This window comes from Legionella feeleii (assembly GCF_001467625.1).
In the GTDB taxonomy this organism is placed as follows: Bacteria; Pseudomonadota; Gammaproteobacteria; order Legionellales; family Legionellaceae; genus Tatlockia; species Tatlockia feeleii.
This window is the reverse complement of sequence record NZ_LNYB01000082.1, coordinates 31071-44799: the sequence shown is the minus strand read 5'-3', so window position 1 is coordinate 44799 and position 13729 is coordinate 31071. Positions and strand designations below refer to the sequence as shown.

Genomic DNA, 13729 nt, shown 5'->3' with positions numbered 1-13729 from the left:
ATAGACTATTTTGGCTCCAAGTTGGTATCTTTTTTAAGTTCTGGAGGAGAGGTGTATGGCACGTGTAACCGTAGAAGATTGTTTAGAGCATGTAGCAAACCGGTTTGAGTTAGTCATGGTGGCTACCAAACGTGCTCGTGAGATAGCTGTTCGTGGCGAACAACCCATGGTGGAATGGGAAAATGATAAACCTACTGTGGTTGCTTTGCGGGAAATTGCTGAAGGGTTAATCAAGCCGGATATCCTGGACAAAGACTAGAGTCTGTTGACATTTCTACTCTCTTGGTCGATAAACATTGATTTCCTGCGCTTTGCTGCGCATTTACTCTCACGTAAACTGTGCTACGATGCTCGTAAATCAACGCTTTTCGACTCAAGCTAGCGAAATGTCAGGGCCTCTGGTTTTGATGGTCAATTTTACTATAATGGTGAAACAAGGGTGTTTTTATACTGATGTTTCAAGGTTGTTTTACCGCGCTAAAACAAGCTGATCCAAGCCATTAGAAAATTGACGAGAGAACTCAATGTTGTATCCGGGGGCATTAGCCCAAATAAATTCAGCGGTAGTTGAAGGGAGTGTTGTGTGAGCTACTTTAAGGAGTTAGACGAAGAGCTTAAATGCTACCTTGAGCAACCGCTTATTGAAAAATGTTATCAAGCTTATCTGGTCGCTGAAAAAGCACATCGCGGCCAAATGCGTCGCTCAGGTGAACCATACATTACCCATCCGGTTGCCGCTGCGTTGATTTTAGCCCGTATGCGCCTGGATTATCAAACGATAATGGCCACTCTACTCCATGATGTGGTTGAAGATACCTCCATTAGTAAAGATGATTTAACCCAGCAATTTGGTGAAGATGTTACTGCGTTAGTCGATGGAGTAACCAAACTTACCAAAATCAAATTTGAATCCCGCGCCGAAGCCCAGGCGGAAAATTTCCGTAAAATGGTTTTAGCGATGGTGAAAGATATCCGCGTCATTATTGTGAAACTCGCTGATCGTTATCATAACATGCGTACCTTAGGAGCAATGCCCTCGGTAAAGCGAAGACGCATTGCGATCGAAACCCTGGAAATTTATGCCCCCATAGCCAATCGTTTGGGGATGCATGCTATCTATATTGGTCTTGAGGATTTGGGCTTTCAAGCACTTTATCCCATGCGTTATAGGGCTATTAAGTCAGCAGTCGAAAAATCACGAGGTAATCGGCGTGAGCTAACCCAAAAAATTGAACAGGATTTGCAGCAGGCCTTGGAGAAACTCAATATTCCCTATGAGCATGTTTTTGGTCGGCAGAAACATTTATATAGTATCTATCGCAAAATGCGGCAAAAAAAGGCTTCTTTTACTGAAATAACCGATGTTTTTGCTTTTCGAGTGATTACTGAGGATATTGATTCCTGTTACCGGGTTCTCGGAGCCTTACACCAAACTTATAAACCGGTGCCACAACGTTTCAAGGATTATATCGGGATTCCCAAAGCCAACGGTTATCAATCCCTGCACACCACTTTATTTGGCCCCTTTGGGGTTCCCCTGGAAGTACAAATACGTACTCGCGACATGGATAAGGTTGCTGAAAACGGGGTTGCTGCCCACTGGATTTATAAATCGTCTGGCTTGGAAGTGAATGAAGCCCAATTACGTGCGCGTGAATGGGTACAGCGCTTGTTGGAAATGCAGCGCAGCACAGGAAATTCTTTGGAATTTATTGAAAACGTTAAAATTGATTTATTCCCGGATGAAGTTTACGTATTTACCCCAAAAGGCCATATTATGGAATTGCCCAAGGGCGCTACACCCGTTGATTTTGCCTATACAGTGCATTCCGGTGTAGGAAATAGTTGTGTTGCCGCCAAAGTCAATCGTCGGCTGGTTCCACTGAGTATTCCATTAACGAATGGCCAGACAGTCGAAATTATTACAGCACCTGGTGCTCGTCCTAACCCTGCCTGGCTTAATTTTGTGGTGACTGGCAAGGCGCGCAGTAACATACGTCATTTCTTGAAAAGTCAGCAACATACGGAATCGATTGTCTTGGGCAAACGTTTGCTGGAACAATCGCTTGTTGAGTTAGGCAGTGATTATGCCAAGGTACCGCCAGAGTCTTTGCAAGCCTTGTTACATGATCTGAATTATAAATCAGCCGATGAGTTACTTTATGCTATTGGTATTGGCAATCAGATGCCAATGATTATAGCCAAACGGCTGGTGATTAGTCAGGAAAATAGTGAACTTGATAAAACAGCGAAAAGTGGTCCTTTGGCTATTAAAGGCACTGAAGGGATGGTGGTTCATTTCGCTGATTGTTGCCAACCGATACCAGGCGATAATATTGTTGGGCGTTTTCAGCAAGGTCGCGGTATTATAGTGCATGCCAGTGATTGTCCTAACATTAATCAAGGGCGAAATCACCCCGAACAATTGGTTTCTTTACGCTGGGATGACCAGGTGCAAGGTGAGTTTTGGGTAGATATTACCGTTGAAGTCGCTAATCAGCGCGGTGTTTTGGCTGCATTAGCAACAGCAATTTCTGAGGCGGAATCTAATATTGGTAATATTAATGTCGATCCACGAGATGGGCGGCATAATGGAGTGACTTTTTCCATCAGTGTGCGTGACAGAACTCATTTAGCACGAGTGATGCGTCGTTTGCGTGCTAATAAAGTGGTGATGCGCCTATATCGTAAAAAGCAGGGAGATTAATTGATGCAACCTATTCACAGTGCGTTAGCGCCAGCAGCGATTGGCACCTATAGTCAAGCAGTTCGTTGTGGCGATATTGTTTATCTATCGGGGCAGATTCCGCTTGATCCGCAAACCATGCAATTATGCAGCGATGAAATTCGCCTGCAAATTAATCAGGTTTTTGATAACTTGGATGCTGTTTGTAAAGCGGCAGGTGGCAGTTTGGCGAATTTGGTTAAGTTGACTGTTTATCTGGTTGATCTCAACCATTTTCCTTTGGTTAACGAAGCAATGACGCGTTATTTTGATGAACCTTATCCAGCCCGGGCAGCAATTGGAGTAAGTGCCCTGCCGCGTGGAGCGCAGGTAGAAATCGATGGAGTGATGGTTTTACCTGCATCAGTTCAAGGTTAAGGACGTGGTTGATAAGCAATATACCCAAACCGGGCGTTGGATGTTTCTCATTGCCTGGTTGATGTTTTTTGGGTTATTGCTTTTATTTTTTTATTATTACGGTGAGAAGGAACAAGGTTCCTACCAAATCACTCATGGAGCCGTCACGATTGTTGCTGATGAACAGGGACACTATTACATCGATGGTTCCATTAATGATTATCCGGTTAAATTTATATTGGATACAGGGGCTACTTTGGTGGCCATACCCCAAGGGCTAGCTACCAAGTTGCAGTTGCAGGGCCGTTATCCAATTAGTATCCAAACAGCCAGGGACTTTGACTCGCCTGAAACAACTAAGTTTTGCCAGGTTTACCTTAAATAACGTTAAGGCAGTAATTGTACCGGGCAGTGATGATGACACGATTTTATTAGGTATGAATGTGTTGTCCCAGTTTAATTTATCACAGCAGGATAAACAGTTAATTATAAAAAAGTGACTTACCCTCGGGACTTACGAAAGATGGTGAAGTCGAGGCAAAATGGGATTTTAATGAGAGAGTTTAGCCTGACTAAATGACCGAATTAAAAGCAAAATTTTAACGAAGGGGATCGGAGGTTGCGTAAGTCCTGATCCTATTGAGTTTAGATAAAGAGTTGTTGAGCTAGAAGGATAGCAACCAAAATATAAGCACATCAGGAAAGTATCAACAGCTCTAAAAAAGCGATGAGTGTGTATGAGTATAGTTTCTCTTCATGGGGTAACCTTAAAACTTGCTGGCAATTGCTTGCTTGATGCAGTTGATTGGCAGATCCAGCCGCAGGAGCGTATTGCCTTGGTGGGACGAAATGGCGCTGGTAAATCGACTTTGTTGCGTTTATTGCAAGGCGATCTGCTGCCTGACAGTGGGCAACTTAATAAACTTGGCGGGTTACGCGTTGCTGGTTTAACTCAGGAAGTTCCCATAAGCGGTGAAGAAACCGTTTACCATTTTTTGGTAAAAAGTTTGGGTGAAGTTGGGGAGGTCCTTGCGCAATTCCATCATTTATCAACAACCAATGATTTAGCCAGGTTAGCTGTATGTCAGCAGCAAATGGATAATCTGCATGCCTGGGATTTGCTACCTAGGGTAGACATGATGGCAAGTCGTTTAGGTCTTGAACCGCAGGCGCAAATGAGTCGTTTATCAGGGGGCATGAAACGGCGGGCTTTGTTGGCTGCAGCCCTGATTGCTGCACCTGATCTCTTGTTACTTGATGAACCTACAAACCATTTGGATGTGAATGCCATTGAATGGTTGGAATCTTATCTAAAAACCTATACGGGCAGTTTACTGGTTGTAACGCACGATCGTGAATTTTTGGGCCAGATTGCTAATCGCATTGTCGAAATTGATCGCGGCAAGCTTTACAGCCACGAATGTGATTACGAGACTTATTTGGACCGGCGTGAAGCACTACGGTTAAGTGAACAAAAGCAAAATGCTTTATTTGATAAACGTCTGGCAGATGAAGAGACATGGATTCGCACTGGTATCAAAGCTCGCCGTACTCGCAATGAAGGACGTGTACGCGCGTTAAAAGCAATGCGAGAAGAATACAAAGCCCGCCGCGCGCAATTAGGCAAGGTACAAGCATTAACCTTGGATGTATCACGTTCAGGTTCTTTGGTTATCGAGGCGAATAAGGTTAATTTTTCCGTGGCAGGCCAAACCTTGCTGCGCGATTTTTCACTGTTACTGACCCGTGGTGACAAGATTGGCATTATTGGTCCAAATGGTTGTGGTAAAACCACGTTAGTCCGTTTGCTTTTAGGAGAATTGAGCCCTGACTCTGGGACAATTCGACAAGGAACCTCTCTGGAAATCGCCTATTTTGATCAATTACGCCGTCAACTGGATGAACAACAGACGGTGATGGCCAATGTAGCAGAAGGCGCTGATTACGTAACCATCAATGGCAAACAAAAACATGTGGCGACTTATCTGCGGGAATTTCTATTTCCATCCGAGCGTTTTAATCAGCAGGTTGCCACACTCTCCGGCGGCGAACGTAATCGCTTATTACTTGCCAAGCTATTTGCCAAACCAGTTAACTTGCTGGTCATGGATGAACCGACCAATGATTTGGATATTGAAACCCTGGAATTATTGGAAAGCATGTTAATGGATTATCCTGGTACCTTATTGTTAATTAGCCATGATCGCGCGTTTATTAATCAAGTCGTGACTTCCGTACTGGTTCATGAAGGAGAGGGCGTCTTTAATGAATATGTCGGTGGTTATGATGATTATCGCAGACAGAAAAAAGAGCGGCGTGAACAGGCCCCGGTTAAAACAGCAGTTAAACCTACTATTGCTTCAACAAAGTTAAGCTTCAATGAGCAACGGGAATTAAGCCAACTGCCCCAGAAAATTGAGCGCCTGGAGCAAAAAATTGCTGCTTTACAAACAAGAATGGCTGAAGCTGATTTTTATCAGCAAGAAACCCAGATTATTACTTCGCATACCCAACAATTAGCGGCAGACGAAACAGAGTTAACTAAACTTTATGCCCGCTGGGAAGCACTTGAAGAGAGGGGATAAGCACAGAAATGGATATGGTCGTTTTATCTTTGATCGTTGTAGGCTGTTCAATTGTGGTGTTTTTCTCACAAGAGTTTGGCAATGCTTTTAAAAAATTATTTGCTATTCGCGGGATGAAACTCCTGTTACCTCTTATTTTAACGACGGCTTTGATTGTTTATTATGAACATTGGGTGTTATGGGGGTTGTTGCATTTTCAAACCATCTTGCAAGGTTGCGTCACGCTGTTTGCTGGTTGGTTACCATTTCAAACGGGTGCTTCCAGTGTGGCCAAGGTTCTTATTCTCTTTGTTAGCTCCATTCTTCCTGTTTTTGCACTTCATGTCTGGTTGAAGAAAAAAACATATCAGTCTTTTAAGCATGCTTACGTGACCAGTACGATGATCTGGTTGCTGGTAGCGATATTGTTGATAGTGAGTTATCAAGCAACGATTGCCTATGTTGAGAATCTATTACAACCCGCTGCAAAAGTCGTTACTGGGCTTACGCAAAACTCCACGTTCGAGGCAACATTTGCATAAATCATTGAGTTAATGGGTCTGCATCTCTCCCAGATGGAAAGGATAGCCTTGGCGGCAGCGATTGTAGGAAGAAAAAACATAGCCGGGATTAGCTGAGTAACTGTAGTGGGTTGCATCATAATTACAACAGGGAATGCGGCTCATGAAACAACCGCGCTTGGCTTGCCAGACTAACCCCCCTCCTGTTCGGCTGAGCGAACGCCCATCGACACAGACATAACTGGGTTTCTCCGATACTTTGCCTGTAATACATCCTTGGGCAAAAACGGTTGTAGGTACCAAGGCCAAAACAAAGCAAAAGTGTCTCTTCATTCCCTTGTCCAATTGCTTGCTATACTCTTAAAATAGATGAGTTTAGAGACAATTCAAGTTGTTTTCGCAAAAATCATGCAAAGTTTAAGGACTGCTTAAGATTTTATGTTTAAAATGATCGTATATGACTTCCGGAGTTATCCATGCCTATCCAAAATGCGGAACTTTTAGCTGCCCTTCGAGATGATACTATAATCAGCCGTCCTGATGGAGGAGGTGCCATTGCTGCTCTGGATGCACTGATGAAGGCCGATCCTGCTACGGCCGCTAGTTTTAGAGGAGCGATTCTTGCGAAAAAGGATTTTTGGCATGGCTTTAACGCCATGGTTGTAGTTCCGCCTCCCGTCAATGATGATAATTTTTTAACTTTAGCTGGTGCTGGTGCCGGACAGAGTTTTGCAGAGTTACACAAACTTGTGACACAAAGAAGGGTCCAGGCCGGTTTAAAAGGATTGGGTCATACCTTAGATGAAGCATTTTTAGTAGATCTTATTAACAATGATGCGAATAATGCGCGTGCCAAGCTTGCTACTAAACCTGCAGTCTTTGGTGATTTAACCTCGCTTTCTCAGCCAGGCCCTTGGGATCCTACGTCGCAGAATTTTTTAACTGACCCAGCAATAGACGCGATTAAAGCTCAAGCAAAAGAACAGCTGTTACTCAACAAAATCAAGAATACGGTGGCTACTGAAGCTCAGATTAAAGAACTCATTGCTGAGGCAGCATTCGGAGATGGGCAGTTTCAGGCAAAATTGCAACTAGCTCCATGGAATTTAACTGCACCCACTGCAGCTAATCTGACTGTTGCTACAGGTTTTACGGATATCGTTAAGAAAGCTGCGCTTGAGAAAGGTTTAGCATTAGCGATTAATGAAATAACGCCAGATGTGATAGGGACGCCTGCAATATTAGCGACGTTGAATGAAACTCCCGCCAATTTCAAAAGAGATTTTGGTGTTCCTTATACTGGTGAGGTTTTATTAGATGATGCTGCAGTTAACAAAGCCAAGGGCCAGCTTGGCCAACGTTTTTTATTGGCTAAACTGCCTCAATTAGGGGCACCTAGAGTCGACGATTTGGCAGCTCTTGCTGCACAGGGGAGTGTCGCTGATTTTGCGAGGGTGCTAAAAACACATCCTGATTTAGCGGGTGGGCATCCTGGAGATGCTAATAATTTTGTGGATCACGCCATTACTCCCACTTCTTTGCCCATTTTGCGCCAAACTGCGGCTTTGCAGGCACTTAAAATAAAAATCGCACAGTGTGAAGATCCAGCTGCTTTAGATGCCTTAATCGCAGCAACAACAAAAGAACAAGTGAAGCAAGTTTTAACTGACAAGCCAGCTTTTGGTTTCAGCACCAGCCCAGCATTTCGTGAAGCGCTTAATAATCTTCGTAGTGTCGATGACATTGTTGTTGCTGCTCAAGTACAAAAAAGATTGCTTGCAGCTGGTCCTGCTCAATTGAAAGCCTTGGCTACAGTAGATGGTACGGGCACCTATGCTAATCTCAAGGCCTACATGAAGGCGAATCTCCCGACAAATATACCTTCTACCAAAATTGATGCGTATTTAACACCAGAAAAAATTACAGAGATACGTCAGAGAGCCTTATTGGGTTATATTTCAACACCTTTACGCACAATGGATGTTGGTGCTCTGGATACCTTGGTTGCCTCTGGGGGAGGAATTAATGATGTAAGGGATGGCGTTCGGATTTTAATGGGGAATGTTAATGATGCCGATGATTTAACAGCAGGCGGAGATCCCGCCGCAGGATTCGCTCAACAGATCCGCGCTTATGCGGGTGCTGAAAAAGTAGTCAGGAATGCGTTAGCAATTAATGCCAACACCAATTACGATGATATAACGGCGATTGTCAATGATACCCCCAATCATGTTGGTGGTAACCCTCTGCAGACATTAGTGGGAGTCTTACCACCAAAAGAAAAACAAATACTGCAGGAACGTGTAGTAACCGATTTGGTAAATAGATTTCCAGATGCTCGACCTACAGCGCAACTAACAGCACTGGCTACAGCAAAAACTGACACTGAGTTCACTGATGCCCTGCGAACAATAGGCATAACTGAGTACAGTTGGGTGAATAAGGATTCCAGAGCACATCTGCAAGCCCTGGCCTCTGAAAAAGCCCTAACCCGTCAAATTAGTGCGACTGCTCAATTCGGTGCAGAAGCACATCCAGAATTATTGGCTTTGGTAAAACAATTACCCTTGAACAAGCAGCAGGAATTATTGAGCAAACCAGAAGTGATGAAGGCTCTGCTGAATGTTCAGGATGCACACGATGAGCTTGCTAAACGAGAAGCTGAACGTGTAGTGAAAGACATTCTGGGTGAAGCGATTGATGTGAAGCCATTTGTAGAAGAAAATTACAGATTGTATCTTATTAATCAGATTGCTAGCCCCGAGATTGCCAGGATTATTGCGCAACAATCGCCACCCGTAGACATTAATCCAGGAAAAATTCGCGATATTAACAATATACTCCATGCTCATCCGGGTGCTGATGGTTTGCGAAATATATTCGATAATAACGGTGGGGCCAACAGTAACTATGTAGAAACGGTTAAGGCGATACAGGGTATTATAGGAGTGGTTCCAGAATCCTTCTATCGTGCGTTTGGTTTGAATGCTGGTGGGAATCATGATTTTTTGGCTGGAGGCGACTATGCGCTCCTCAGAACACCATTGAACCAGCAACTTGGTCGTAACGCTCACATGATTGCGAAAGCGAGAGGATTGAATACCGATGCTCCTGACTATCGTCTGATTACTTTTTGTGCGGCGTTACCAAAAGCAAACGATCGTTTCGATGATGGGCAATTTGACGCCTTGAAAGCTGATCTTAACGCAGCCCCATCTCTTGAGAATTTTATCACTACTGCGAGGACGAAGCCTTACCATGGAATGCTTAATGGGCAGAACTTTGAACAACAACTAACGCCAGAAGTTTTCAAACAATTAAAGCGTGAACAGAGTCGCCAAATTATATTGAATAATGGTACCTACGCAGCTGATCTTCGTGACAAAAAAAGAGAGCTCGACACAGTTACTGATCTCTTTGCGAAAATGAAGAAAGCAGACGATAAGGTACGGCAGCAATTGGAGCGCTTCGGTAATACGAAGTCGATTGACTGGTTTAATCCTGCTTTCCATGCTGCTGCTAAACAGAATGCCGAAAAATTAGGGCCGGAATTTTTACAATTTGCTAAAGGTTGTGATGCTTTCGTTACGCAATTGGCCCATCAGAAAGCGGTGATTGATGAGCAATTAGCAAGTTTACCATCCCAGACTGCCGTGGCTGCTTTACCCAGTCCTGGAGGTGATGCTCAAAAACGTGATATTGAGGCCTATCGCAAGGTGTTAATAGATAAAGGGAATCTCGTTGGAAAAGAGCTGGAGCATTATCAAAAAATACAAAAAGTACTTAGAGGAGATCCTGCTAATCCTAATCCCCTGATGCAAAAAGGTCTTGTGAAAACAGTGGAAGAAGCAAAAGCAGGAAAGCAAGACATCCGATTTCACTTCGAAAGTGAGTGTGGACCAGATCGCCCCGTTTCAGAGATGGCGGAGTTTTTTAAACCAGATTGGAGAGGTCAGAAGACTATCCCTGCTGGGGGGGGATCGACTATGTCAGCGACAGGTGGAAGTAGGCCAGCGTACTACCATGCTGTACCTGTAGTCGCTGAAGGGATGGTGCGCCCCCACCGTATTTCCTATGGAGGAGATTCAACACACCCTAATGACAGGCTTACGGGAGGATTTCTAGAGCAACGAGGCTCAGACAGGGGAACGCCTGGTAAAGACGGATCGATGGAATACTTGCCAAGCATTAAATTAACTGTCAATGCCTTTCCGCAAAAGCTGCCAGGACCTCCACCAACCAGTGATAAAGCTTTGCATGAGGCACGCGTCAATTTTTCTATGGCAATGGCCTGCCAAATTTTGGCAGGTTTACATGATGCACCGAATAAAGATAATCGGATTATCCTGGATGGAACAGATCATGATGAGTTACGTTACTTATGGTCTGGTCTGGTTGCGATGGGCAAGGCGAATCCGGATATGGCGTTTGGCCCGGATGCAATTAAGGTGATATCGGGGGCATTTCAGCCTGAGAATGAAAAGGGTACTTTCTACGGGTTATCCAGTAAATCACTTTATGAAACAGGCTTTAAAGGAAGTCCTGCACTGACTAAGGCGGAATCCTTTTTTACAGAGGCTAGTGGTCATAAAAAACCCCAGGCACAAACCACTCAAGATCTTATTAAACTCTCTCAAATGTTTAAAGGAGGCGTTCAGGTGTTAAGGGAAGTAGAGCAGTCTAATCAGACCCCGGTTGTGGTTTCGAAAACAACGCCAAAACTGGGTGGATAGTATTAAACAGGGATAAAATGAATAAGAATAAATTACCTATCGGGGTTTTTGACTCAGGAATGGGCGGGTTGACGGTACTACGTGCTCTTAAGGCAGCCTTACCTTGTGAGTCGTTCGTTTATTTGGGCGATACAGCACGCTTGCCTTATGGGACTAAAAGCCCGGATACAGTGCAGCAGTATGCCCTGCAAATGGCGCGGGTTTTGGTGGAGAGGCAGATAAAAGCCTTGGTAATTGCCTGTAATACGGCCACTACAGCGGCTTTACCCCATTTACAAGCCATGCTTCCCGATATGCCTGTCTTGGGTGTCGTAAAGCCTGGGGCTGCAGCGGTTGTTGCAGCAACCAAAAATCACCGTATCGCTGTGTTAGCTACCGAAACGACGATTGCTTCCAATGCTTACCAACAGTTGATTTGCGAGCAATTACCCCAGGCTGCTATCTCAGCTCGTGCCTGTAGCGTATTGGTCGCCTTGGCTGAAGAAGGGATGGTAAATAATGCCATTGCGCGAGAAGCGTTAAAACATTATTTATCCGATTTTAACGAGGAAGATACCTTACTCTTGGGTTGTACCCATTTTCCTGTGTTTAAATCCTTGTTAACCTCGTTGTTGCCCGATGGTGTCACGGTGGTTGATTCGGCTGATGCAACAGCAAAAGCACTTCAGCAGGTACTGGCGCAAGCGGCCTTGCTTAATCCCAATCAATCTGCAGAAACTAAAATAAGTTACTTGGTAACGGATTCTATCAAGCGCTTTCAGGCGGTCGGGGAAATTTTTCTCGCTGAACCGTTAGCAATCAATAATATCGAATTGATTGATGCCCGCCCGTCGTGATTTAAAGTGAGAATTCTCTCGATAAGCCCGAGATGACAGGGAAATGTGCTCGGGCAAGTGAGCCTTGAGTACGCTGCGCTGCATCAAGGCTACCAGCTACAATCAGGCGAACACCTTCAAATTGACAACCTTTTCATTCATTTTCATTGACTTCAATTTGTTTCTTGCGCGCTGATTCATAACGCGCCTGCATTTCAACATCAATATAACGATCAGTTGTGGCGCTTGAGCTATGGCCGGCATCATCGCGTACATGCTCGCGTGGGCGGATTTTTACATCTTCGGAGATTCCCGTATGTCTTAACCAGTGAACGGTTGCTGCACCTAAATTATCGGCCTCCTCTGCTTGACCGCGCTGACGTAATTGGGCTGCAGCCAAATCAAAGCATAGCTGCACCAGACGGCGAATAGGCGCTGTGTCACTCATGGGGCCTACACCGCGAATTTTTGGAATAAGCGGCGAATTATCGGCAGGGGAGGGCAAAGGGGACAAGCCTAAAAAACCCCGCCAACGCATTAAACTGGCGAGCATAGCCTCACTAACCGCAACCTGCCTTTCCTTGTTGCCTTTGCCAACAGTAGTAAACCACCAATGACCATTGCTATCTTTGGCAAAATCATTCATACAGGGGATCCAGCGCTCGCTGGCAGCGAGTTCTGAAATGCGTAAATACATGCCAAAGAGCATACTCAAGATAAATCGGGTGCGCTCATGTTTTTCCGGCTCCTCTTCAGCCAGCTTATCGGCAGCGGCTAAGACCGCTTCCCATTGTGTCAGACTAAGCCGCCTGACAGGCGCATTTTGTTGGCGTTTACGAATAAATTTACTTTTTTGTCGAATCAATGCGACTGGATTGGAAACCAGGTATTCTTCGGCAATCAGGAAATTAAAGAAGGTGCTTAAAATGGCAAATATTTCCTGCACAGCACCTTGCGATAAATTAAATTGCTCTATTGATAAATTGCCCCCTTGTTTTCTCGCAGCTTTGGATTGTGTTACTACAAAAGGACGCCACTCTGCGTTGGGAATCCGTTTCCCCTCTTTTTCGATAAATCGTGGTACTTTTTTTAGGCCGATCCAGGTTTGGGGAGGATTTTGGCAAAAGCGGACGAATTGTTCGATGTCATCGCGTTTTAATGCAGATAAAGTGGTTTTCTTAATGTGCCAACACCACTGCAGCAATCGCTCGGCTTCGCGGCGATAACTATTGAAAGTTCCCTGGCTGCCAGCATAACTTTTGAGAAAGTTCAGACTATGATAGAAATCCTGTTGATAGTCTTGGGCCGGAAGGATGACATTGTCTTGGTTCTTGTGGAGATTGTCTAAACTATCAAACAAAGGCAAAAGTTGTATTTTCATAGCGAGCTAAATACAGTTGAGAGAATAGGTTAATGCTAACTGAAAAGGCACTCCATCAATAGTCTTTATAGAATAGAATGGATTTTTATCTTAACGAATTAAAGATAGAAGGCGGATATTGCACCAGCTTGAGTGGTTACGCGCACATTTTCGAGCATCCCAGGACAGAAAATCAGTGCGTCATTGCCAAGATAGTAGAAATCTCAAAAGTCCTATTGACCTCCAGAGTCGCTGCGGGTATTATTGCGCTCTGTCCTCGGGGGACGGGTTAATAACGGGGTGTAGCGCAGTCTGGTAGCGCGCCTGCTTTGGGAGCAGGATGTCGGGAGTTCGAATCTCTCCACCCCGACCAGTTTCAGTTTGCGCCCGTAGCTCATCTGGATAGAGCATCGGCCTTCTAAGCCGAGGGTAGCAGGTTCGAATCCTGCCGGGCGTGCCAGCCTTAGAGCAGAATTCCTGATTAAAACAAAGTTGGCAAGAATGATATGGTGAGCGTAGCTCAGTTGGTAGAGCCCCGGGTTGTGATCCCGGTTGTCGTGGGTTCGAGTCCCATCGTTCACCCCAGACTTCAGAGTCGATTAGCCATCTTATCCTTAAGATTCATCCTGAGTCTTTACAAGACAGTTATACTGT

At 44.7% G+C, this 13729-nt stretch carries 9 protein-coding genes, 3 tRNA genes and 1 pseudogene; 11 read left to right on the top strand and 2 right to left on the bottom strand.

All coding sequences use genetic code 11. From position 1 onward, the window contains the following. Positions 1-55 precede the first annotated feature (55 nt). The 6 genes and pseudogenes from rpoZ (at position 56) to Lfee_RS11385 (ending at position 6188) form a co-directional block, all read left to right on the top strand. Positions 56-259 (top strand): DNA-directed RNA polymerase subunit omega, encoded by a 204-nt coding sequence (rpoZ, locus tag Lfee_RS11410; protein ID WP_019216259.1) that lies wholly within the window; start codon positions 56-58, stop codon positions 257-259. A gap of 324 nt (positions 260-583) precedes the next feature. Beyond that, positions 584-2707 carry a bifunctional GTP diphosphokinase/guanosine-3',5'-bis pyrophosphate 3'-pyrophosphohydrolase gene (spoT, locus tag Lfee_RS11405; RefSeq protein ID WP_058446916.1) on the top strand — a complete coding sequence of 708 codons (2124 nt, stop codon included), beginning with the start codon at positions 584-586 and terminating at the stop codon, positions 2705-2707. A gap of 3 nt (positions 2708-2710) precedes the next feature. Beyond that, complete coding sequence (locus tag Lfee_RS11400; RefSeq protein WP_058446915.1) at positions 2711-3103, top strand: RidA family protein; 393 nt, start codon at positions 2711-2713, stop codon at positions 3101-3103. A gap of 40 nt (positions 3104-3143) precedes the next feature. Further along, a pseudogene (locus tag Lfee_RS11395) lies at positions 3144-3582 on the top strand (retropepsin-like aspartic protease family protein). 237 nt (positions 3583-3819) lie between these two features. Beyond that, positions 3820-5667, top strand: coding sequence for a ribosomal protection-like ABC-F family protein (gene abc-f, locus Lfee_RS11390; RefSeq protein ID WP_058446914.1), 1848 nt, complete (start codon positions 3820-3822; stop codon positions 5665-5667). Positions 5668-5675: 8 nt separating this feature from the next. After that, positions 5676-6188, top strand: coding sequence for a hypothetical protein (locus tag Lfee_RS11385; RefSeq protein WP_058446913.1), 513 nt, complete (start codon positions 5676-5678; stop codon positions 6186-6188). A 9-nt stretch (positions 6189-6197) separates the two neighbouring features. Here the strand turns inward: Lfee_RS11385 and Lfee_RS11380 are convergent, their stop codons facing one another. Next, positions 6198-6500, bottom strand: a complete 303-nt coding sequence (locus Lfee_RS11380; protein WP_058446912.1) for a hypothetical protein — start codon at positions 6498-6500, stop codon at positions 6198-6200. Between the two features lie 143 nt (positions 6501-6643). Here Lfee_RS11380 and Lfee_RS11375 point away from each other — a divergent pair, with 143 nt between their 5' ends. Continuing rightward, complete coding sequence (locus Lfee_RS11375) at positions 6644-10900, top strand: hypothetical protein (RefSeq protein ID WP_058446911.1); 4257 nt, start codon at positions 6644-6646, stop codon at positions 10898-10900. A 17-nt stretch (positions 10901-10917) separates the two neighbouring features. Then, positions 10918-11736 (top strand): glutamate racemase, encoded by an 819-nt coding sequence (gene murI / locus Lfee_RS11370; RefSeq protein WP_058446910.1) that lies wholly within the window; start codon positions 10918-10920, stop codon positions 11734-11736. Positions 11737-11869: 133 nt separating this feature from the next. Here murI and Lfee_RS11365 read toward each other — a convergent pair whose 3' ends face one another. Further along, complete coding sequence (locus Lfee_RS11365) at positions 11870-13096, bottom strand: tyrosine-type recombinase/integrase (RefSeq protein WP_058446908.1); 1227 nt, start codon at positions 13094-13096, stop codon at positions 11870-11872. A gap of 275 nt (positions 13097-13371) precedes the next feature. Here Lfee_RS11365 and Lfee_RS11360 point away from each other — a divergent pair. From Lfee_RS11360 to Lfee_RS11350, 3 genes are all read left to right on the top strand, one after another. After that, positions 13372-13448, top strand: a tRNA-Pro gene (locus tag Lfee_RS11360). Between the two features lie 10 nt (positions 13449-13458). Continuing rightward, positions 13459-13535, top strand: a tRNA-Arg gene (locus Lfee_RS11355). 49 nt (positions 13536-13584) lie between these two features. Next, positions 13585-13660 (top strand) — tRNA-His (locus tag Lfee_RS11350). The last annotated feature ends 69 nt before the right edge of the window (positions 13661-13729 follow it).